Source organism: Halomonas sp. LC1 (assembly GCF_030247125.1).
Taxonomy (GTDB): domain Bacteria; phylum Pseudomonadota; class Gammaproteobacteria; order Pseudomonadales; family Halomonadaceae; genus Vreelandella.
Genome location: NZ_JASSPG010000002.1, coordinates 84,932 through 106,668, shown reverse-complemented (window position 1 = coordinate 106,668; position 21,737 = coordinate 84,932). Strand labels below are relative to the sequence as shown.

Sequence of the window (21,737 nt, the reverse complement as noted above, 5' to 3'; positions counted from 1 at the left end):
CGGGTCGAATCCTTCGTTGATGAGTGGGAAAACAGCAGTGTAACAGCGCGTTGTCAGCGCGGCATCTAGCCAGCATCGGCGGCTTTCCGATAGCGCCCTTGATAATCGAACAGCTTATCGCGGATTTGAAAGTGTCGGCCTACCTTTCGCCCCACCACAAAATCCGGGTGGCGCAATCGACGCTGCTCGTTGACAACCTCATCAGGCGTCGTCGGTTGCCATTGACCGCCTGGCGCACGCAGATGGGTACGCAAAAATACGGCATAAAACGCGCGGCGCTGGGCAGGGGTTTCTAAGGCAAACCATTCGCTCAGGCTGTCGCCATCTTCATCGTGGTAGGTGGCTTTTAGGCGCGGCAGACCACGGCCATTGGTGGTCGCTTCCAACTGCATGCCGCTGACGCGCAGCACCTTGGCATCTTTTAGTTTCAGCGCATCCTTGAGCTTGTCGTCAGCGTCCACCAGCAGCTTCTCACAGCCATGACAGCGGCGGGCGGCAATATCGTTCTCAGCGCCGCACTCGTCGCATACTTTGAAGCGAAAGCGAAACTCGCACTGGCGGCGCCGCCCTGCGTCATCCTCAATCAGCCCCTGGCAGCGGCGGCCGAAGTGTTCGATCACCAGCTCGCCGTCGCGCTTGCCCCAAAACAGGTTTGCGTGACCGCAGTCCGGGCAGGGCACCTGCACCGGTTCGCTATCGCTATCCGGCTTGGGTTCGCCTACTTCCGGAGCGTAGAGATCCCACGGGTTGCCCGCATAGTCGAGAATCAAGCACTCCTCTTTACCCGGCGAGAGGCGCAGCCCGCGCCCTACGATCTGCTGATACAGGCTGACCGACTCGGTAGGCCGCAGGATCGCAATCAGATCGACGTGGGGGGCATCGAAGCCGGTGGTCAACACCGCCACGTTGACCAAATACTTCAGTTGGCGCGCTTTGAACGCATCAATCAGCGCGGTGCGCTCGGCCGAGGCGGTCGCACCGGTAATCAGCGCGGCCTGCTCGGCGGGCAGATAGCCCATGATCTCTTCGGCGTGGGCCACCGTCGCGGCGAAAATCATCACCCCCTGGCGGTCGGCGGCGTACTCCACCACCTGGGCAATGATGCCCGGTGTCGCCCGGTTGCCCGCCACCACCCGGTTGAGTTCCTCCTCCCGAAACAGCCCGCTGGACGAGGGCGCCAGCGCCGAGAAGTCGTACCCCTCGATGGCCATATCCAGCCGCTTGGGCGCGGCCAAAAAGCCCTGTTTGACCATCAGACGTAGCGGCTGCTCGAACACGCAGTCGGCAAAAAAGCTCTCTTCTGAACCGCGCACCATCCCGTGGTGGTGGCGGTGGTAGATAAAACCCTGCCCCAAACGAAACGGGGTGGCGGTTAGGCCGAGGATTTTGAGCTGCGGGTTCTGGCTCCGTAGATGCTCGATCACCTGCCGATAGCTGGAGTCTTCCTCCAGCGATACCCGATGGCACTCGTCGATTACCAGCAGAGTAAAGCTGGCGTCGTTGAACTGCTCCAGGTTACGCACCACCGACTGCACCGAGCCAAACACCACTTGGCGACTGGCCTCTTTGCGCTTTAACCCAGCGCTGAAGATATCCGCCTCCAAGCCGTACGCTTGGTACTTGGCGTGGTTCTGCTCCACCAGCTCGCGTACGTGAGCCAACACCAGCACCCGCCCACGGGCGAGTCTCGCCAGTTCAGCGATCACCAGCGACTTGCCGCTGCCCGTCGGCAACACCACCACGGCGGGGGCGCTGGTGGCGCGAAAGTGGCTGACTACCCGCTTGACCGCCTCGGCTTGGTAGGGGCGCAGCGAAGGCGCTGCCCCGTTAGCCAAGAAAGGCGGCCCGGAGGCCGCCTTATCAGGATGTGTCATCCATCACCTTTCAGGTTGATCACATGACATTAGCCCAGCCATACCCGCGCATTGCGGAACAGGCGCAGCCACGCACCATCCTCGGTCCACTCCGCCGGACGCCAGGAGTTGGTGACCGCGCGGGTCACCCGCTCGGGGTGCGGCATCATGATCGTCACGCGACCATCCGGCGTGGTCAGGCCGGTAATGCCCGACGGGGAGCCGTTGGGGTTGGCCGGGTAGCGCGTAGTGACTTGGCCGTAGTTATCGATATAGCGCAGGGCAATTTGGCTGCTCGACTGCATGCTGCGCAGGTGCGCCGTATCGCGGAACTCGGCGCGGCCCTCCCCGTGGGCCACGGCGATGGGCAGCTTGGAGCCTTCCATGCCCGCCAGCAGAATCGAAGGGCTCTTCTCTACCCGCACCATCGACACCCGGGCTTCGAACTGTTCGGACTCATTGCGCACGAAAGCCGGCCAGTTTTCCGCACCAGGAATCAGCGTTTTGAGCTGCGAGAGCATCTGGCAGCCGTTACACACGCCCAGCGAGAAGCTATCGTCACGGGTGAAGAAGGTTTCGAACTGCTCGCGGGCGCGCTCGTTGAATAGCACAGACTTGGCCCAGCCGCCGCCTGCACCCAGCACGTCGCCGTAGGAGAAACCGCCACAGGCCACCAAACCTTTGAACTCCTCCAGGGAGACACGGCCTTCGAGGATGTCGCTCATATGCACATCCACCGCATCGAAACCCGCTTTGTGAAAGGCCCAGGCCATCTCTACCTGACCATTGACGCCCTGTTCACGCAGCACGGCCACCGCGGGCTTGGCGGTGTTGATAAAGGGCGCGCTGATATCGTCGTTGATATCGAAGGTCGGCGCGGCGCTGAGGCCCGGGTCGCGCACGTCGAGCAGGTTGTCGAACTCGTTCTTCGCGCATTCCGGGTTATCCCGTAGCGCCTGCATGCGGTAGCTGGTCTCGGACCAGGTACGCTGGGTTAGCTGACGGGTGGTTTCCAGCAGCGGCTCTTCAAACAGCGTGACACGCACTTGGTCGTCGTAACGCGGGCGAGCAATCACGCCGCAGGTTTCGATACCCGCCATGGCGAACTGGGTCAGCACCTCTTCGGTGTGCTGGCGATTGACCTGAATCACCGCGCCCAGCTCTTCAGAGAACAGCGCGTTGAAGGCTTCCACCGGCTCATCGATCAGCCAGTCGAGCTTGATCTCGAGACCGGCGTGCGCGGCAAAAGCCATCTCCAGCAGCGTCACCAACAGGCCGCCGTCGCTGCGGTCGTGATAAGCCAGCAGCTTGCCGTCGCGGTTCAGACCTTGGATCACTTCGAAAAACGCTTTCAGATCTTCCGGGTCGTCCACATCGGGGCACTCATCGCCCACTTGGCCATAGACCTGCGCCAGCGCCGAGCCGCCAAGACGGTTCTGGCCGTTCCCCAGGTCGATCAAGATCAGATCAGACTCATCCTGCTCCAGGTTGATCTGCGGCGTCAGCGTCGCCAGCGCGTCGGTCACCGGTGCAAAGCCGGTCACCACCAGCGACAGCGGCGAGGTAATGCTCTTCTCTTCGGCGTCATCGCCCTCTTGCCACGCGGTGCGCATGGACATGGAGTCCTTGCCCACCGGCACGGCGATGCCGAGTGCCGGGCATAGCTCCATGCCCACGGCATGAACGGCGTCATACAGCGCCTGGTTTTCACCGGGGTGATCAGCAGCGCTCATCCAGTTGGCGGAGAGCTTGATATCCGACAGCTTGGCAATCGGCGCAGCCGCGAGATTGGTAATGGCTTCTGCCACCGCTAAGCGCGCGCTGGCCGCAGGGTTGATCAGCGCCACCGGCGGGCGCTCGCCCATGGCCATGGCTTCACCGGCGTGGGTATCGAAGCTCGCGGTGGTGACCGCGACGTCGGCCACCGGCACTTGCCAGGGGCCTACCATCTGATCACGGGCGACTTGGCCGGTGATGGAACGGTCGCCGATGGTGATCAGGAAGCTTTTCGAGGCCACCGTGGGCAGGCGCAGCACCCGGTCCATCGCTTCGCGCAGGTCCAGGTTATCCAGCATGACGCCAGAGAGTTCAGGGGTTTGGCGCTCAAACGAACGGGTCATCTTCGGCGGCTTGCCAAACAGCACGCTCATGGGCAGATCGACGGGCTTGGTTTCGAAGTGGCCGTCGCGCACTTCCAGGTGGTGCTCCGCCTGGGCTTCGCCCACCACCGCATAGGGGCAGCGCTCGCGCTTGCACAGCGCGTCGAAGGTATCCAAGTCTTCAGGGGCCACTGCCAGTACGTAGCGCTCCTGGGCTTCGTTACACCAGATTTCCAGCGGGCTCATGCCCGGCTCGGCGTTGGGCACCGCGCGCAAGTCAAACAGACCGCCACGGTTGCCGTCTTTGACCAGCTCCGGCAAGGCGTTAGACAGCCCGCCCGCACCGACATCGTGGATAAAGCGAATCGGGTTGTTGTCGCCCAGCGCCCAGCAGCGGTCGATAACTTCTTGGGCACGACGCTCGATTTCCGGGTTTTCCCGCTGCACAGAGGCGAAATCCAGATCCGCGCTGGACTCACCGGACGCCATGCTGGACGCCGCACCGCCACCCAGGCCGATCAGCATCGCCGGGCCGCCCATGACGATCAGCTTACCGCCGACCGGAATCTCGCCTTTTTGCACGTGCTGAGCGCGAATGTTGCCGTAACCGCCGGCAATCATGATCGGCTTGTGGTAGCCGCGACGCTCGATGCCGCCTTCGCTGAGCGCATCCTGCTCATAGGTGCGGAAGTAGCCGGTCAGGTTGGGGCGGCCAAACTCGTTGTTGAACGCGGCACCGCCAATCGGGCCGTCCAGCATAATATTGAGCGCGGACTGCATGCGCTCGGGCTTGCCATAATCGAAGGCTTCCCAGGGCTGAACGAATTCAGGAATGCGCAGGTTAGAAACGGTAAAACCGGACAAGCCTGCTTTTGGCTTACCGCCGATGCCGGTCGCGCCTTCGTCTCGAATCTCACCGCCGGAGCCGGTGGCCGCACCGGGAAATGGCGCAATGGCCGTGGGGTGGTTGTGGGTCTCCACCTTCATCAGAATGTGGATCGGCTCTTGGTGGGCATCATAGCGGGCGCGCTCGCCTTCGGCACCGGTGAGCGGCGTGGGGAAGAAGCGTCCGCCGTGGCTGCCTTTGATCACCGCCGCGTTATCGCTGTACGCAGAGAGCACGTTATCCGGTGACGTGGCGAAGGTATTTTTGATCATCTTGAACAGCGAGTGGCTCTGGGCCTCGCCGTCGATAATCCAATCTGCGTTGAAGATTTTGTGGCGGCAGTGCTCAGAGTTCGCCTGGGCGAACATCATCAGCTCCACATCGCTGGGGTTGCGGCCTAGCTCGATAAAGGCCTCGACGAGGTAGTCGACTTCATCATCCGCCAGCGCAAGGCCCAGCTCACGGTTCGCCGTCATCAGCGCGTCGCGGCCGCCTTCCAGAATGTCGACGCTGCCAAGGGGGGCAGGCGAGTGATGGGCGAATAGCTTGCTCGCCTCGGCTACGTCGGCCAGCACGTTTTCGGTCATGCGGTCATGCAACAGCGCGCTGATCGTTTCTAGCTGCTCAGCGCTGGGGGCACCACGTAGGCCTACGCGGTAATCGATACCCCGCTCGATGCGACTAATCTGGCTGAGCCCGCAGTTATAGGCAATGTCGGTTGCTTTAGAGGACCACGGTGACTGAGTGCCCAGACGCGGCACGACCAGAAAGCGCTGCGCGTTATCGGGGGTTTCCTGGTGTTCGTGGCTGCCGTACGCCAGCAGTTGCGCCAACCGCGCCTGGGCGGCCTGATCGAGCTCTTCGTGGTGGTCGATGAAGTGGACGTAATGGGCAGACAGCGCCTCCACCTCCGGAACACGGTCACGCAACACCATTAACAGCCGTTCATGACGGAAGGCGGAAAGGGCGGGTGCGCCTCGCAGTTCGAGCATATCTGAGAGCCTCTAAAGCAGGGAGAGTTCGAGCAGGAAATCACCGGGCCGCTACGCGGCAATCCCACTATGATACTGGAAAGCGGCGTCCACACGAAATCAACAAGGTGACAGCGCCTGGCAGGCTGGGTATCGTGGCAGACTGTTCCATGTTGACCAGCCCTCATGCCGACATCGATTGCCCAACATTTTATCGCTCATTACCGGGCGTATTTCGCGATGATCGCGACACTTCTTCTGATTTTAGTGCCGCGCAGTGCGTCCATGACGAGCGGTGAACACCTTGCGCAAATTCAAGCGAAAGAGTTCATCACGATTCATACTCGCAACACCCCCACCACCTATTACGAAGGCCGCCAAGGGCCGACCGGCTTCGAGTATGAGCTGATGCACCGCTTTGCGGACTATCTAGGGGTCAGCCTCAACCTGAACGCGAGCCACCACCCGGAGAGCGTGCTTCCCGCCGTGCGCGAGCAGGGCGACTTAGGCGCTGCCGCCCTCCCCCTACTGGCAGACTCACCGGGCATTCACTACACCCGCTCCATCATTCAGATGCAGCCGCTGGTGGTGTATCGCCGCGGGCTCAACGGCATCGATGAACCGGCAGATCTCGTGGGCCTGGAGCTTGGCACGCTGAGCGAGGCGGGCACCAGCCAAGCGCTGCGCGCCCTTCAACGTGACTACCCCAACCTTAGCTGGAAAGAGTCTCACGAGCTTGAAGTGGCCGAACTATTGGCGCGAGTAGAAAACGGTATTTTGGATGCGGCGATCATTTTTGATCACCAGTTTCGTTTGAACCGGCTGTTTTTCCCAAACGTCGAACGCGGTTTTTTTCTAGGCGAGCCGCTCTCTCTGGCATGGGCCGTGCCTAGCGGCCGCGGGCTTGGATTATTAGAAGCCGCCAATCAATTTCTCCAGGAGCTACAAGAGAACGGCACCCTGCAACAGCTGGTGAGCCGCTACTTCGGCCATGACGACTATCTGGAGTACGTGGGCACCCGCACGTTCCTCGCCCATCTCGATGAGCGCCTGCCCAACTACACCGAGCTATTCAAGCAAGCGGCCCGCGATACCGGCTTTGATTGGAAGCTACTGGCCGCCGTCGGGTATCAAGAGTCGCACTGGGACCCGACCGCCGTCTCCCCCACCGGGGTTCGCGGCCTGATGATGCTGACCAACCCCACCGCCAGCGAGATGGGCGTGGCCGACCGCACCGACGCCGCACAGAGTATCGATGGCGGCGCGCGCTACCTGCGCAGCATTAAAGACCGACTTCCAGACAGCATTACCGGGGATGACCGACTCTACATGGCCATGGCGGCTTACAATGTCGGTCTTGGCCACCTTTACGATGCCCGTAAGATTGCCGAGATGCGTGGCGGCGATCCGGATCACTGGCAGGACGTTCGCGCAGCGCTCCCGCTCTTACAGGAGCGTGAGTGGCATAGCCAAACCCGCCATGGCTATGCCCGTGGCGGCGAGCCGGTCATCTACGTGCGCAACATCCGGCGCTACTACGAGATGATCGAGTACGTGGAGCGCAGCCGACAGCAATTCTTTCAGCTAGAGCAGGCGCCCACCAGCGAAGAGCCGCTGCTGCTGTTCGATATCGTGCCCCCTATCGAGCCGTAATCTGGCTAGCGCTTCTCGGCAAAGAACTGCTTGAGCAACCGCTTGGCGGGCGTCGCCAGCACGCCGCCCGTCACTGCGATCTGATGGTTGAACCAGGGCTGTGCCAGCAGGTTGGCCTTTGACTCCACCATGCCAGTGCGTGGCTCGGGCGCGCCGTATACCAAACGGGCAATGCGCGCATGCACCATGGTGCCTGCGCACATCATGCAGGGCTCTAGCGTCACAAACAGCGTGCAGCCCTCTAAACGGTAGTTGCCCAACCGCTGCCCCGCCTCGCGTAGCGCGCGCACCTCGGCGTGGCCGCTGGGGTCGCAGCTTGCCAGCGGTGCATTGTGGCCAGCGCCGATGATCTCCCCCTGGGCATCCACCACCACCGCGCCCACCGGCACTTCCCCGGCGGCAAACGCTAGGTGCGCTTGGTCCATGGCGCGGTGCATGTAAAATTCATCGCTGCGTATCAAGGCAAACTCCGCTAAGGTAGCAAAACGATCGTTTTAATAGCGTGATGGCCGCACTGGGTGCGCTTTCAATCATCGGCGGGAAAACGGATAGCACCAAGGATACAGAGAATGAACGATGCGCTGAAGTCACTGGTCAGCTTGTTAGAGCTTGAAACCCTTGAAGAGACGCTCTTTCGCGGCCAAAGCCAAGATTTGGGCTTTCCTCAACTGTATGGCGGCCAAGTGTTGGGCCAGGCACTGGCCGCTGCGGCGCGCACGGTGCCGGATGAGCGCCGCCCGCACTCCCAGCACGGCTATTTTTTGCGCCCAGGCGACCCGCATCGCCCGGTGGTGTATCAGGTCGATACCATCCGCGATGGCGGCAGTTTTACCACCCGGCGGGTGACCGCTATTCAGAAAGGGCGACCGATTTTCTTCTGCAGCGCCTCTTTCCAAAGTGCTGAAGAGAGCATCAATCATCAGCGGGCCATGCCACAAGTGCCCACGCCGAAAGCGCTTATAGAGAGCGGCGATGCCAAGCACGCGCGCTTCCCCGGCCACCCTATCGAGTTTTTACACTTGAAGGATAATCCGGACAGCGCCTCACCGGCCGGCCAGTGCCTATGGTTCCGCTTTGCTGGTGGGCCGCTACCGGACGACCCGGCGCTGCACCGTCACCTGCTCTCGTATGCATCGGATTTCAACCTGCTGACCACCGGCCTGATTCCTCATGGCATCAAGTACACCGACCCGAAACTGCGCATCGCCAGTCTCGACCATGCCATTTGGCTGCACGAAGATACGCGGCTAGACGAGTGGCTGCTGTACGCCATCGACTCCCCCTGGACCGGCGGCGCACGGGGCTTGGCGAGGGGTCACATCTATCGCCGCGATGGGCGTTTGGTGGCCTCGACGGCGCAAGAGGGGTTGGTGCGCTATCCGCAGTCTTGAGCCTCTGCTCTAAACACCTCTAAAAACAGCAACGCCCGCAGTGTGCGGGCGTTGTAAAATACCGGTCAGCACAACCCTAGACGGGGGCGCTGTAAACCCGTCCTTGGGCGCTACTTTCGCCATCTGACCGCCATGGATGGTGGAAATGCCGAAATTGCAGGGAGCATTTTTCGGCCATGGCGAAAGACCCCCGTTACGGGCTGCCCTGACCTAAGTGGCCTTGTTAATTACCCACCATACACGTCATTAATGGTTTTCAGCGGGTAGTGAGCCGGGTACGGCTTGCGGGCCACACCGGAGTCGACCGCCGCTTGGGCCACTGCTGAGGAGACGCGTTCCAGCAGGCGGATATCCACCGGGGTGGGAATGATGTAATCACGCCCAAAGCTCATCTCGGTACGCTCGTAGGCGTTCAGCACTTCCTGAGGCACCGGCTCGCGGGCCAGGTCTTTCAGCGCGTGAACGGCGGCCAACTTCATGGCTTCGTTAATGCGCGTGGCGCGTACATCCAGCGCGCCGCGGAAGATGAACGGGAAGCCCAGCACGTTGTTCACCTGGTTCGGAAAGTCCGAACGGCCGGTGGCCATGATCACATCCGGGCGCGCTTCGCGGGCTACGTCCGGGTGAATTTCCGGGTCGGGGTTGGTGCAGGCGAAAATCACCGGGTCAGCGGCCATTTTCTTCACCTGCTCCGCAGAGAGCAGGCCCGGGCCAGAAAGGCCGATAAACACGTCTGCCCCGTCGATGGCATCGTCCAACGTGCGCATGTCGGTATCGCGGGCAAACTCCGCCTTGTACTCGTTGATACCGTCACGGTCAGTGTGAATCACGCCGCGACGATCCAGCATGACCAGGTTCTCTTTCTTGGCACCGCAGGAGATCAGCAGACGCATGCAGGCAATCGCCGCCGCGCCTGCGCCCATGCAGACGATTTTCACGTCTTCAATCCGCTTGCCCGCGATATCCAGCGCGTTGAGCATGCCCGCAGCGGTCACAATCGCCGTACCGTGCTGGTCATCGTGGAAGACGGGGATACTGCAGCGCTCGACCAAGGCTTTTTCGATCTCGAAACACTCGGGCGCTTTGATGTCTTCCAGGTTAATGCCGCCCCAGGTATCGGCAATGCGGGCAACGGTGTCGATAAACGCTTGGGGGCTTTCGGCGTCTACTTCGATATCAACGGAGTTAATGCCCGCAAAACACTTGAACAGCACGCCTTTGCCTTCCATGACCGGCTTACTGGCCAGCGGGCCAAGATTGCCCAAGCCCAGAATCGCACTGCCGTCCGAAATGACCGCGACCAGATTACCTTTGCCGGTATAACGGTAAGCATTTTCCGCTTCGCGAGCGATTTCGCGAACCGGCTCGGCAACGCCTGGGCTATACGCCAGTGCCAAGTCCCGAGCAGTAGCAGTGGGCTTGGTCAACTCCACGGAAAGCTTACCGGGGATCGGTTTAGCGTGATAATCCAAAGCTGCCTGCTTGTTTGCATCCGTCATGGTCAAGGTCTCATCAGCCTAAAGTAGAAAAGTCGTATCAGAATATAGAAAAAACCTAGGCGCCTCAAGCACGTAGTAAACTTACCTACGAAACGACCGTTTTAGCTACTTTCCACTCCATTTCGAAACTTTTCTACGTTATTTGCTGCAACTTATGCTTCACGCTATCAGCTATAAAGGTTTCCTTATTGATGCAGTGCAGTATTTTTGGAAATAAATTCCAATAGAACAACAAGAGAGTTATCCACACCCATTGGGCGCAATCGCCCTGTGGAAAAGCTAACAAGAAACAAAGAGAGATTGCTTGGTCAGCAAGGAGAGATCGATGCGTCCGCTATTGGCAGCGGGAGAGAGCGGCCGACGAGGCTAACCAAAAGCGTAGCCTTTTAGGGACAAAAAGCCCACGCCGTGGCGTGGGCTTTTGCACAGAGCACGAGACGTGCCTGCGATAGGCTGAATCCGTTAGGATTAGCCGCGCTTGATAGCAGCGCCGAAACGCTTGTTGAAGCGCTCTACGCGGCCACCAGTGGTCGCTTGCTTCTGCTTACCGGTGTAGAACGGGTGGCAGTTGGAGCACACGTCCAGAGAGAAGTCCTGACCAGAAGTAGAACCGACCTGGAAGCTTGCACCGCAAGAACAGTTGGCGGTGACCGTGTTGTAATTCGGGTGGATACCTTGTTTCATCTTGAGCCTCATGAGCTATATGCCGCCACCTGATCCATTGCCAGGCACCGCATACGGGTTTGAAAAAACTGCTAACCGGTTAACCGCTCCATCCGATAGATTCAGAGCGGCCGCGCATTCTAGCAAACTAATCGCCGGAGGCCAATTGTCCGATCCTGTTTCTTCAACGCCCCCTACCCAGAGGCAGCCTCAAGGCGCTTTTCAGGTAGTGAAAGTGGCGCTGCCATCGCCGCTGCGCCGCCTGTTTGACTATCTACCGGCCCCGCGCGCGCCCGCCTGTGGCTGGCAGCCGGGGCTCCGGGTGCGTGTTCCGTTTGGCCGCCGAGAGGTGGTGGGCGTGGTGGTCTCCCTCGCCACCGGCAGCGAGCTCCCCCGCGCGCAGCTACGCGCTATTAGCGAAGCGTTGGATGATGCCCCCCTGCCCAGCGACTGGCAGTGGCTGTGCCACTTTGCGGCGCGTTACTACCAGCACAGCCTGGGCGATACCCTGCAGCACGCCATGCCCGCCAGGCTGCGCCAGGGTCACCCGATGGCAGGGCGCACCCAAACCCTGTGGCTTCCGCTCCCCAACGATGAAACGGCCCTGGCGCGCGCGCCTAAACAGGCAGCGCTTTATGCGCTTCTTCGCCAGCACCCCCACGGACTCCCAGGCCGCGCCGTGAGCGCCCACGGCTTCACTCGGGACCAGCTATTAGCGCTGCAAAAGAAGGGCTTTACCGAGCCTCAAGAGATCACCCTCACCGCCGCTCAACCCACCGGTGGAAGCTTACTCGCCTCACCGTCGCTGCCGCTCAACCGTGAACAGGCCGCTGCGCTATCCGTGCTGCATGAAAAACTCGACGGCTACCACCCCTGTTTATTGGAAGGCGTGACCGGCAGCGGCAAAACCGAGATTTACCTACAGCTCATCGAAGCGCTCGCTGCCAAAGGAAAGCAGTCCCTGGTACTCGTGCCTGAAATCGGCCTTACACCGCAAACGCTCGCGCGGTTCAAAAGCCGCTTTCGCGTGCCGGTGGTGGCGCTACACTCCGGGCTTACCGACCCAGAGCGCTTGGATGTATGGGAAGCCGCCGCCAGCGGCCGCGCGCTGGTGATCATCGGCACCCGGTCGGCCATTTTCACCCCGCTGGCGAACCCCGGGGCGATCATCGTCGATGAAGAGCACGATGGCTCTTACAAACAGCACGACGGGCTGCGCTACCACGCTAGGGATTTAGCCGTTGCCAGGGCGCACTATCACGGCATTCCTCTATTACTGGGTAGTGCAACGCCCTCGTTTGAAAGCCTGCAGCAGGCGCTTACGGGTGCTTATCGTCACCTGCGGCTAACCCAGCGGCCCAGCCGTCACCCGCCCGCTAAGCTAGAGCTGATCGACCTGCGCCACCAGCGCCGCCAAGGGGGGCTGCTGCCGGGGGCCATCAAAGCCATCAAAAGCACCCTCGCGGCGGGCAAGCAGGCGCTCATTTTTATCAACCGGCGTGGCTTTGCGCCGAGCCTGGCCTGCCATAGCTGCGGCTGGATGGCCGAATGCGGCCAGTGCGATGCGCGCATGACGCTTCACCGCCAGCCACCGCTGCTGGCCTGCCACCACTGCGACAGCCGCCGTGCCCTGCCGGATGCCTGCCCAGACTGCGGCAGCGGCGACTTACGTGCGCTGGGTAGCGGCACGGAGCGCACCGAGGAGACGCTACAAGGGCTGTTCCCTGACACCACCGTTCACCGCATTGACCGCGACAGCACGCGCAAAAAAGAGAGCTTCGAGCAGGTGCTCAAAGAGATTCATCGCGGCGAACCCTGCCTGCTGGTGGGCACTCAAATGCTCGCCAAAGGCCACCACCTGCCCCACGTCACCTTGGTGGTGGTGGTCAACGCCGATGGCGGCCTCTACGCGGCGGACTTCCGCGCCCTGGAGCACAGCGCACAGCTCTTGGAGCAAGTGGCGGGGCGTGCGGGCCGCGCCGCCCACCCTGGCCGTGTGCTGGTGCAAACCCTCCACCCGGATGACCCACATCTAGGCCAGCTGGCCGAACATGGCTACGGCGCACTGGCCCGCAACCTGCTGGAAGAGCGCCGCATCGCCAAGCTGCCGCCGTTTTGCTTTATGGCGCTGCTACGCGTAGAAAGCCCACAGGAGCAGGCGGCGCTCGCGCTGGCTCAACACGCCGCCCAGGCGCTGCGCCAGTGGTTGAAGGACGCCCAGCTGCCCGTGCGCTGCCTGGGGCCCGTGCCCGCCCCCATGGAGCGTCGCCAAAACCGCTACCACATTCACGTCATGATCACTGCTTACAAACGTAGCCACCGCCACGCCGCCGCTAACTGGCTGGTGCAGTGGCTAGAAGCCAACCGCGAGGCGCGCAAAGTGCGCTGGTCGATGGATATCGACCCACAAACCCTGGCCTGACCGCCAGGGGGCGCACAACGCTGGCGCGTCGAAGGGAATACGGCTTTGAAACTGCGCGCCAATTGCCGATAATGGCCGCTTTGCCGCTGCATTCTCTGGGCGACTGCACACGCCGCCACCGACGACATCCGGATATTTACATGAAAGATACGATTATTTCTCTGCTCGAAGGCGCGGTTGACGCGCTCAAGCACCAAGGCGTGCTGCCCAACGATTTAACGCCCGCCATCAAGGTGGATCCCACCAAAGACAAGGCCCATGGCGACTACGCCACCAACCTCGCACTGATGTTGGCCAAGCCCTCCGGCATGAAGCCCCGTGAGCTGGCCGATACCCTCGTCGCTGCCCTGCCCGCCAGCGACGCCATTCAAAAAACCGAGATTGCCGGCCCTGGGTTCATCAACTTCTTTGCTGCCGCCGACGCCGCCGCGCAAATCGTCGCCCAAGTGCTGGATAGCGGCGATGCCTTCGGCCGCAGCCTAATCGGTAAGGGTGAAAAAGTGCAGGTGGAGTTCGTATCCGCCAACCCCACCGGCCCGCTCCACGTTGGTCACGGCCGCGGCGCGGCGATTGGCGACTGTCTCTGCCGCCTGCTGGAAGCCACCGGCTACGACGTGACCCGCGAGTTCTACTACAACGACGCGGGCGCGCAGATCAAAAACCTGGCGCTCTCCGTTCAAGCCCGCGCCAAACACCTCGGCCCCGACGATGCTAGCTGGCCGGAGGATGGCTACCGCGGCGAATACATCATCGATGTCGCCAACGACTACATGGCAGGTAAAACCGTCACCGCCGATGATCGGGAAGTGACCGCCAAAGCCGATGCAGACGACCTGGACGCCATTCAGGCCTTCGCCGTGGCTTGGCTGCGCCGCGAGCAGGATCTAGACCTCAAAGCCTTTGGCGTCGAGTTTGACGTCTACTTCCTGGAGTCCTCGCTCTACGAGGATGGCAAGGTCGAGGCCACCGTCGAAAAACTGGTCGCCAATGGTCACACCTATGAAGAAGACGGTGCCATGTGGCTGCGCACCACCGACTTCGGCGATGACAAAGACCGTGTGATGCGCAAGCGCGAAGGGGGCTACACCTACTTCCTACCCGACGTGGCGTACCACCTCGACAAGTGGCAGCGCGGCTTCACCACCGTGATCAACGAGCAGGGCGCCGATCACCACTCCACCGTGACGCGGGTGCGGGCGGGTCTGCAAGCGCTGGAAGTGGGCATCCCGACAGGCTGGCCCGACTACGTGCTGCACCAGATGGTGATGGTCACCCGTTCTGGGGTTGAAGTGAAGCTCTCCAAGCGCGCAGGCAGCTACGTCACCGTGCGCGACCTGATCGACGAAGTGGGCCGTGACGCCACGCGCTTCTTCCTGGCGGCACGGCGCGCGGACTCTCAGTTGACCTTTGATATCGACCTCGCCCGTTCCCAGTCCAACGACAACCCGGTGTATTACATTCAGTATGCCCACGCGCGGGTGTGCAGCATGTTGCGCAAAGCCGAAGAGGCAGGCCAACCCTTCGATCACAGCATCGCCACGGCCCACTTGGCACTGCTCGATAGCGATCAGGAGAAAGCGGTGCTGAACCGGTTGGCCCGCTATCCGGAGGTGGTCGAACACGCCGCCAAGAACCGCGAGCCGCAACAAGTCGCCCAGTACCTGCTGGACTTGGCCGGTGACTTCCACACCTGCTACAACGCGGTCAAAGTGATGGTTGATGACGACACCCTGCGCAATACTCGCTTGGCGCTAGGCTTGGCAGTGCACCAAGTGCTGCGCAACGGCCTGGATCTGATGGGTGTCAGCGCCCCAGAGGAGATGTAATTCATGGCCAGCCCGCGTAATAAGCCCGCCCGCCGCGGAGCCACCACGCAGCGCAAATCGCCCCGCCGCTCCGGCGGCGGGCTGCGCATACCCGGCTGGCTATGGGGGATTGCCGGGGTGGCCGCTGGTTTCTTCCTCGCTCAGCACCAGCACGGCACGGCTCCCTGGCAGGAGCAAAGCGAGACACCCCAGGCCACGGTGCTGCCCAAGCCGGCCGGTAGTGACGAACGCAGCGCCGCGCGGCAAACCGAAACGCCTGCCGAACAGGCGATGCCCACCTTCGAGTTCTACACGCTGCTACCCGAAACCGAAGTCATCGCTCCAGGTGGGGCTGTGCCTTCCAACGTCACACCGCCCACCGTGGCAGCCAGTGACGAGGACACCGAGCGCGATACGGCCACGACGGACTCGTCAGAGAGTACAGCAAGCGCCACAGACAGCGCGGCGGACGACCCCATTGCCCAGGTCATTGCCGCCAACACACGCCCCAGTGATCAGGCAGCCGCCGTTCAGCAGGCACCGGCCAGTGCTTCGAACCGCTACATGCTGCAAGCAGCCTCGTTTCGCGAGCTGAGCGATGCCGAGCAGCTGCGCAGCCGCCTGCGCAACCTGAGCCTGCTGGCGCAGATCAGCGAGGTACAGGCCAACGGCGACACTTGGCACCGGGTTCAGGTCGGCCCTTACGACGACACCCGCGAGCTCAATCGCGCCCAGGACCTGATGAGTACCCAAGGCATCGAGCCGCTGCTGATCCAGCTACAGAACTAATCCCCACGGCGTGACACGCCTGCCGCCCCCTTTTATCGGATGGCTTTCGCTTGCGGGCGGTTGATTTTTTATCAGCCGCCCGCATTTTGTTGGGAATCGCTTTTTATACGGCCGCTCGCTGCGGCCGATCAGTCATCGGGAGCGCGTCTCCCCCAAGGAGTTATCTCCATGACCACGATTGTTTCCGTTCGCCGCGGTAATCAAGTTGCCCTAGCGGGCGATGGACAAGTTTCCCTCGGCAACACCGTCATGAAAGGCAATGCCAGCAAAGTACGCCGCCTGTATCGCGGCAAGGTGTTGGCCGGTTTCGCCGGTGGCACCGCCGATGCGTTTACCCTGTTCGAGCGTTTCGAAGCGCAGCTTGAAAAGTATCAAGGCCATTTGACCAAAGCCGCCGTCGAACTCGCCAAAGATTGGCGCACCGATCGCGCGCTGCGCCGTTTGGAAGCGCTGTTGGCCGTTGCCGACCACAGCGCCTCGCTGATCATTACCGGTAACGGTGACGTGGTCGAGCCGGAGCGCGGCATCATCGCCATTGGCTCTGGCGGCAACTTTGCCCAGGCCAGCGCCAGAGCGCTGCTCGAGAACACCGAGCTGTCCGCTCGCGAAATTACCGAAAAATCCCTCGCCATCGCTGGTGACATCTGCGTATTCACCAATCACCACGTGACGCTCGAAGAGCTGAACATCAACGAACGTTGAGGCCCCTTTATGACCCAGATGACACCCCGCGAAATCGTTCATGCGCTGGACCAGTACATCATTGGCCAGCAGGATGCCAAGCGCGCCGTGGCCATTGCCCTGCGCAACCGCTGGCGCCGCATGCAGCTCGACGACGAGCTGCGCCCCGAAGTCACGCCGAAAAACATTCTGATGATTGGCCCCACTGGCGTAGGTAAAACCGAAATTGCCCGCCGCTTGGCGAAGCTCGCCCGCGCGCCGTTCATCAAGGTAGAGGCCACCAAGTTCACCGAAGTGGGCTACGTAGGCCGCGACGTCGAGTCGATCATTCGCGATCTGATGGAAGCGGCGATCAAGATGGTTCGCGAGCATGCCAAAGAGGAAGTGGGCCACCGTGCCGAAGACGCCGCCGAAGACCGCGTGCTCGATGCGCTGCTGCCGCCGCCCCGGGGCCAGGAAGATAAACCCCGTGAAGATAGCGGCACCCGCCAGACCTTCCGCAAAAAGCTGCGTGAAGGCCAGCTCGACGATAAAGAGATCGATATCGAAATCTCTTCCCAGGGCCAGGGCATCGATATCATGACCCCGCCGGGCATGGAAGAGATGACCAGCCAACTGCAGAGCCTGTTCTCCAACATGGGCCAGCAGAAGCGCGAGCAGCGCCGCGTGACCGTCAAAGAGGCGCTGGTGCTACTGCGTGACGAAGAGGCCGGCAAGCTGGTCAACGAAGAAGAGATCAAAGCCCGCGCCGTGGAAGCCGTCGAGCAGCACGGCATCGTGTTCCTGGACGAGATCGACAAGGTCGCCAAGGGCAGTGGCCAATCCAGCGGTGGCGAAGTCTCCCGCGAGGGCGTGCAGCGCGACCTGCTGCCGCTGATCGAAGGCTCGACGGTGTCGACCAAATACGGCATGGTCAAAACCGACCACATTCTGTTCATTGCTTCCGGTGCTTTCCACCTGTCGCGGCCTTCCGACCTCATTCCGGAACTGCAGGGTCGTCTGCCCATTCGCGTCGAGCTGGATGCGCTCACACCGGGCGACTTCAAGCGGATCCTCACCGAGCCTTCTGCTTCGCTCACCAAGCAGTATCAGGCACTGCTGGCCACAGAAGGGCTCGACGTCGAGTTCACCCCGGACGGCATCGAACGCATTGCCGAGATTTCCTGGCAGGTGAACGAAGGAACCGAGAACATCGGCGCTCGTCGTCTGCACACGGTCATGGAGCGCTTGCTGGAAGAGGCGTCGTTCAAAGGGGGAGATATGGACAGCCCCTTGGTCATCGACGCCGACTACGTCAATGCTCAGCTAGGCGAGCTGGCGGTCGACGAGGACCTGTCGCGCTACATTCTGTAAGCGCCGCTTTCGGTAGAGCCACCGGCAGCCTGCTCGCATTGGCGGGCAGGCTGCTTTTGCGATTGATCGTTATGAGGTGCCCCCCATGAACGCCCCGACGCCCACCCGGGTTCACTATCATAAGCAGGCGCGTGAGCTGGAACTTGGCTATGCCAGCGGCGAGACGTACCGGCTTCCCGTCGAACTTTTGAGGGTTTACTCCCCCTCCGCCGAAGTGCGCGGCCACGGCGGTGATACGGCCGTGCTGCAAGTGGGTAAAAAGGATGTCGGCTTACAGAACATTACCCAAGCCGGTAACTACGCCCTCAAACTGCACTTCGACGACGGCCACGATAGCGGTCTGTATAGCTGGAACTATCTTTTCGACCTCGCCACCCACCAAGACGCTTATTGGCAGAACTATCTCGAGCGCTTGGAGGCGGCAGGGGCCTCTCGCGAGCCTGCAGGCATTCAATTCAAGCAGCTGTGACGCGCTGCCCCAGGCGAGGCGCAGACAAATTGGGGTCGAGAAGGCTACAATGTTGCCAACCATTGATTGCGATGACCTAACGGTCGACAACTACCGCCTCGAATTCGGGAGCTAAAGCCCCATGAGCCCCACGGAAAAGCGCACTACCCATTTTGGCTACCAAGAAGTGCCGGTCGACGAGAAAGCCTCCCGCGTGGCCGACGTCTTCCATTCGGTGGCCGCTCGTTACGACGTGATGAACGACCTGATGTCCATGGGCATCCACCGGGTCTGGAAGCGACTCACCATCGAACGTGCTGGCGTCCGCCCAGGGCACCAAGTGCTCGACATTGCGGGCGGCACCGGCGACCTCACTCTCAAGTTTTCCCGCTTGGTAGGCCCGCGTGGCAAAGTGGTGCTGGCCGATATCAATGCCTCCATGCTCAAGGTCGGCCGCGACAAGCTGATGGATAACGGCGTGGGCGGCAACGTCGAGTACGTGCAGGCCAACGCCGAGTGCCTGCCCTTCCCGGATAACAGCTTCGACTGCATCACCATTGCCTTTGGCCTGCGTAACGTCACCGATAAAGACGCCGCGCTGCGCTCCATGGCGCGGGTACTGAAGCCCGGCGGACGCCTGCTGGTGCTGGAGTTCTCGAAACCCAACAACCCGCTGCTCTCCAAAGCCTATGACGAGTACTCCTTCCGCCTGCTGCCCAAAATGGGTGAGCTGGTCGCCGGTGATGGCGAGAGCTACCGCTATTTGGCCGAGTCGATTCGTATGCACCCGGACCAAGAGACGCTGAAGGGCATGATGGAGAACGCAGGCCTGGAACGGGTGGAGTACACCAACCTGACCGGCGGTATCGTGGCCCTCCACCGCGGCATCAAACTATGACACAGCAGCAAACAGCGATGATCCCTTGGAATACGAGGTCGGCATGCTAGTCACCCCGACCCTGCTGCTGGCCGGATGTGAACGCACGATCAATGCCCTGCTCGCCCGCGACCCGGCGGCGCCAAACCGTTTGGCGTCGCTGGCAGGTAGCCGCTTGCTGGTCCGTTTGGAGAAGCCCCAGCTCGCGCTGCTGCTCTGCTACCACGCATCAGGCATTGACCTGCAGCACGGCGACGAAGTGGAAGAGACCGACGTCGATGCCGTCGTGGAACTCACCCCCGAGACGCTCTCCGAATGGCTGAGCGGCGCTTCCATCGAGCGGCTGATGTTCGACGGCAAATTGGCCGTACGCGGCCGACTCCATCTGCTGGAAGCGACCCGCGATCTGCTGTTCGATCTGGATATCGACTGGGAGGGCGAACTGGCGCGCTGGCTGGGCGATATGCCTGCTCACTCCCTGGCGGAAGGTATTCGACGTGCGGCCCGCTGGGGGCTGCGTGCCAAAGACGAGCTGCTGCAGGATGTCTCGGAGTACGTGTTCGAGGAAGCGCGCCTGCTGCCCGGCCGCCAGCAGCGCGACGTGCTGCGCGACCACCTGACCGAGCTAGAGATCGCCACCGACCGCCTGGAAGCGCGGCTTAACCGTCTCCATAAGCGACTTACGCAGCCAGCGGAACCATCAACGCCTAAGGAGCAGCGCGGATGAGCCTGCGGCTGTTTAAAATCGTCTGGGTCGTCACGCGGCATCGCTTGGACACCTTGATTCCTGCCGAGCGCCTGCCGCTCTGGATGCGCCTACTACTGAAGCTGTCGCCGCTTCAACTGGTGCCCGTTGGGCAGCGCAGCCGTGGCGAGCGTTTGCGTTTGGCGCTGGAGGCGCTGGGGCCGATCTTCATCAAGTTCGGCCAAATGCTCTCGACCCGCCGTGACCTGCTGCCGGAAGACATCGCCGACGAGCTAAAGCGCTTGCAAGACCAAGTGCCGCCCTTCCCTGGCGAGCTGGCCGCTGCGCGGGTGGAAAAAGAGCTCGAAATGACGCTGCCGGAGGCGTTTGCCGCCTTTGATCGTGTCCCCTTGGCGTCGGCCTCGATTGCCCAAGTCCACGCCGCCACGCTGCACAGCGGCGAAGACGTGGTGGTCAAAATCATCCGTCCCGGCATCGACCGTATCATGCGTCAAGACATGGGCTTGATGTACCAGGTGGCCAAGCTGCTGGCCAAAGTGCCCGAAGCCCGGCGCTTACGCCCGGTCGAGGTGATCCGCGATTACGAGGCGACGCTGTTCGACGAGCTGGATCTCTACAAAGAGGCCGCCAATACCTCCCAGCTCAAGCGCAATTTCAAAGACTCACCGCTGCTGTTCGTGCCGACCATTTACTGGCCCTACACCCGCCGCCACGTCATGGTGCAGGAGCGCATTCGCGGCGTACCGGTGGCCGATCTGGATACGCTGATGGCGCGGGGCACGAACTTGAAAAAGCTCGCCGAACGCGGGGTGGAAATTTTCTTCACCCAGGTGTTCCGCGACAATTTCTTCCATGCCGACATGCACCCCGGCAACATCTTCGTAAACTGTGACGACCCGGACGATCCACAATATATCGCTATCGACTGCGGCATCGTCGGCAGCCTCACCCGGGAAGATCAGGACTACCTGGCGCGCAATCTGCTGGCATTCTTTCACCAGGATTACTACGAAGTCGCCGCGCTGCACATCGAGTCGGGATGGGTCGGTGAAAACACCCGCGCCAACGAGTTTGCCGCCGCCATTCGCACGGTATGCGAGCCCATTCTAGAGAAGCCGCTCAAAGACATCTCGTTTGGGCAGGTACTGCTCGGGCTGTTCCAGACCGCTCGGCGCTTCAATATGGAAGTGCAGCCCCAACTGGTGCTGCTGCAAAAGACGCTGCTCAATATCGAGGGTTTGGGCCGCCAGCTCTACCCCGACCTGGACCTTTGGAGCACCGCCAAGCCCTATTTAGAGAAGTGGATGAAAGAGCGGGCAGGCATTGGCGGGCTGTGGGAATCGCTCAAGCGCCAAGCACCGGAGCTTTCTCATCAGCTGCCTGAACTGCCCGTATTGGCGCATCAGGCACTTAGCCGCATGGAGCATGAGCATCGTCAGCGCCATCAGCAGGTGACGGCGATCAGCCAGATGCGCCGCCAAATGAGTCAGCAAGGTAAACGCCAGCATCGGCTGCGCATTGGCTTGGCCCTAGTCGCTATTGCGCTGGCTTGGCAGCCACTCAGTAGTTGGGCTGCCACTCAGGATTGGCCGATACTCGCGGCTGCCGGTGCCGGCTTAATACTGCTGCTCTGGCACTGAT

16 protein-coding genes are annotated in these 21,737 nt (G+C 61.5%); 11 read left to right on the top strand and 5 right to left on the bottom strand.

The window, feature by feature from the left end:
* Positions 1-65: 65 nt before the first annotated feature.
* Both radD and purL read right to left on the bottom strand, forming a co-directional pair.
* Entirely contained in the window at positions 66-1,874 is a 1,809-nt protein-coding gene (gene radD / locus QIT27_RS03385; RefSeq protein WP_285262892.1) for a DNA repair helicase RadD, read from the bottom strand.
* A gap of 29 nt (positions 1,875-1,903) precedes the next feature.
* Positions 1,904-5,830: a phosphoribosylformylglycinamidine synthase gene (purL, locus tag QIT27_RS03380; protein WP_285262891.1), complete on the bottom strand. Its 3,927-nt coding sequence runs from the start codon at positions 5,828-5,830 to the stop codon at positions 1,904-1,906.
* Positions 5,831-5,995: 165 nt separating this feature from the next.
* On the opposite strand from purL, the gene mltF reads away from it, so the two are divergent.
* On the top strand, positions 5,996-7,462 hold the full coding sequence (gene mltF, locus QIT27_RS03375) for a membrane-bound lytic murein transglycosylase MltF (protein WP_285262890.1): 1,467 nt from the start codon (positions 5,996-5,998) through the stop codon (positions 7,460-7,462).
* A 5-nt stretch (positions 7,463-7,467) separates the two neighbouring features.
* On the opposite strand, the gene tadA is transcribed toward mltF, so the two are convergent.
* Complete coding sequence (gene tadA / locus QIT27_RS03370; RefSeq protein ID WP_217353011.1) at positions 7,468-7,920, bottom strand: tRNA adenosine(34) deaminase TadA; 453 nt, start codon at positions 7,918-7,920, stop codon at positions 7,468-7,470.
* Positions 7,921-8,031: 111 nt separating this feature from the next.
* On the opposite strand from tadA, the gene QIT27_RS03365 reads away from it, so the two are divergent.
* A complete protein-coding gene (locus QIT27_RS03365) occupies positions 8,032-8,853 on the top strand; it encodes an acyl-CoA thioesterase (protein ID WP_285262889.1) in 822 nt (273 codons plus the stop codon).
* A 227-nt stretch (positions 8,854-9,080) separates the two neighbouring features.
* Here QIT27_RS03365 and QIT27_RS03360 read toward each other — a convergent pair whose 3' ends face one another.
* Both QIT27_RS03360 and rpmE read right to left on the bottom strand, forming a co-directional pair.
* Positions 9,081-10,352: a malic enzyme-like NAD(P)-binding protein gene (locus QIT27_RS03360; RefSeq protein WP_253017504.1), complete on the bottom strand. Its 1,272-nt coding sequence runs from the start codon at positions 10,350-10,352 to the stop codon at positions 9,081-9,083.
* Between the two features lie 468 nt (positions 10,353-10,820).
* Positions 10,821-11,036 (bottom strand): 50S ribosomal protein L31, encoded by a 216-nt coding sequence (rpmE, locus tag QIT27_RS03355; protein ID WP_044630499.1) that lies wholly within the window; start codon positions 11,034-11,036, stop codon positions 10,821-10,823.
* 19 nt (positions 11,037-11,055) lie between these two features.
* On the opposite strand from rpmE, the gene QIT27_RS03350 reads away from it, so the two are divergent.
* The 9 genes from QIT27_RS03350 to ubiB all read left to right on the top strand — a co-directional run bounded on the left by QIT27_RS03350 (position 11,056) and on the right by ubiB (position 21,736).
* Positions 11,056-13,437 (top strand): primosomal protein N', encoded by a 2,382-nt coding sequence (locus QIT27_RS03350; protein ID WP_285262888.1) that lies wholly within the window; start codon positions 11,056-11,058, stop codon positions 13,435-13,437.
* Positions 13,438-13,577: 140 nt separating this feature from the next.
* Complete coding sequence (argS, locus tag QIT27_RS03345; RefSeq protein ID WP_285262887.1) at positions 13,578-15,263, top strand: arginine--tRNA ligase; 1,686 nt, start codon at positions 13,578-13,580, stop codon at positions 15,261-15,263.
* Positions 15,264-15,266: 3 nt separating this feature from the next.
* The gene (locus QIT27_RS03340) at positions 15,267-16,031 is read left to right on the top strand and encodes an SPOR domain-containing protein (protein WP_285262886.1); all 765 of its coding nucleotides are present in this window, start codon (positions 15,267-15,269) and stop codon (positions 16,029-16,031) included.
* Between the two features lie 168 nt (positions 16,032-16,199).
* Complete coding sequence (hslV, locus tag QIT27_RS03335; protein ID WP_044630495.1) at positions 16,200-16,733, top strand: ATP-dependent protease subunit HslV; 534 nt, start codon at positions 16,200-16,202, stop codon at positions 16,731-16,733.
* Positions 16,734-16,742: 9 nt separating this feature from the next.
* Entirely contained in the window at positions 16,743-18,065 is a 1,323-nt protein-coding gene (hslU, locus tag QIT27_RS03330; RefSeq protein ID WP_159343161.1) for an ATP-dependent protease ATPase subunit HslU, read from the top strand.
* Positions 18,066-18,150: 85 nt separating this feature from the next.
* On the top strand, positions 18,151-18,534 hold the full coding sequence (locus QIT27_RS03325; RefSeq protein WP_153842493.1) for a gamma-butyrobetaine hydroxylase family protein: 384 nt from the start codon (positions 18,151-18,153) through the stop codon (positions 18,532-18,534).
* 121 nt (positions 18,535-18,655) lie between these two features.
* Positions 18,656-19,411, top strand: a complete 756-nt coding sequence (gene ubiE, locus QIT27_RS03320) for a bifunctional demethylmenaquinone methyltransferase/2-methoxy-6-polyprenyl-1,4-benzoquinol methylase UbiE (protein WP_159343162.1) — start codon at positions 18,656-18,658, stop codon at positions 19,409-19,411.
* A gap of 43 nt (positions 19,412-19,454) precedes the next feature.
* Entirely contained in the window at positions 19,455-20,117 is a 663-nt protein-coding gene (locus QIT27_RS03315; RefSeq protein ID WP_285262885.1) for a ubiquinone biosynthesis accessory factor UbiJ, read from the top strand.
* Positions 20,114-21,736 carry a ubiquinone biosynthesis regulatory protein kinase UbiB gene (gene ubiB, locus QIT27_RS03310; RefSeq protein WP_285262884.1) on the top strand — a complete coding sequence of 541 codons (1,623 nt, stop codon included), beginning with the start codon at positions 20,114-20,116 and terminating at the stop codon, positions 21,734-21,736. The genes QIT27_RS03315 and ubiB overlap by 4 nt, the downstream gene beginning before the upstream one ends.
* Position 21,737 lies beyond the last annotated feature (1 nt).

Excerpts from the sequence above, each read along its gene's own strand:
- ubiB (WP_285262884.1), top strand. The coding sequence starts at position 20,114 with ATGAGCCTGCGGCTGTTTAAAATCGTCTGGGTCGTCACGCGGCATCGC.
- purL (WP_285262891.1), bottom strand. The coding sequence starts at position 5,830 with ATGCTCGAACTGCGAGGCGCACCCGCCCTTTCCGCCTTCCGTCATGAA.
- QIT27_RS03350 (WP_285262888.1), top strand. The coding sequence starts at position 11,056 with ATGCCGCCACCTGATCCATTGCCAGGCACCGCATACGGGTTTGAAAAA.
- QIT27_RS03325 (WP_153842493.1), top strand. The coding sequence starts at position 18,151 with ATGAACGCCCCGACGCCCACCCGGGTTCACTATCATAAGCAGGCGCGT.
- rpmE (WP_044630499.1), bottom strand. The coding sequence starts at position 11,036 with ATGAAACAAGGTATCCACCCGAATTACAACACGGTCACCGCCAACTGT.
- QIT27_RS03340 (WP_285262886.1), top strand. The coding sequence starts at position 15,267 with ATGGCCAGCCCGCGTAATAAGCCCGCCCGCCGCGGAGCCACCACGCAG.
- hslU (WP_159343161.1), top strand. The coding sequence starts at position 16,743 with ATGACCCAGATGACACCCCGCGAAATCGTTCATGCGCTGGACCAGTAC.
- ubiE (WP_159343162.1), top strand. The coding sequence starts at position 18,656 with ATGAGCCCCACGGAAAAGCGCACTACCCATTTTGGCTACCAAGAAGTG.
- radD (WP_285262892.1), bottom strand. The coding sequence starts at position 1,874 with ATGACACATCCTGATAAGGCGGCCTCCGGGCCGCCTTTCTTGGCTAAC.
- hslV (WP_044630495.1), top strand. The coding sequence starts at position 16,200 with ATGACCACGATTGTTTCCGTTCGCCGCGGTAATCAAGTTGCCCTAGCG.
- QIT27_RS03365 (WP_285262889.1), top strand. The coding sequence starts at position 8,032 with ATGAACGATGCGCTGAAGTCACTGGTCAGCTTGTTAGAGCTTGAAACC.
- mltF (WP_285262890.1), top strand. The coding sequence starts at position 5,996 with ATGCCGACATCGATTGCCCAACATTTTATCGCTCATTACCGGGCGTAT.
- argS (WP_285262887.1), top strand. The coding sequence starts at position 13,578 with ATGAAAGATACGATTATTTCTCTGCTCGAAGGCGCGGTTGACGCGCTC.
- QIT27_RS03360 (WP_253017504.1), bottom strand. The coding sequence starts at position 10,352 with ATGACGGATGCAAACAAGCAGGCAGCTTTGGATTATCACGCTAAACCG.
- QIT27_RS03315 (WP_285262885.1), top strand. The coding sequence starts at position 19,455 with ATGCTAGTCACCCCGACCCTGCTGCTGGCCGGATGTGAACGCACGATC.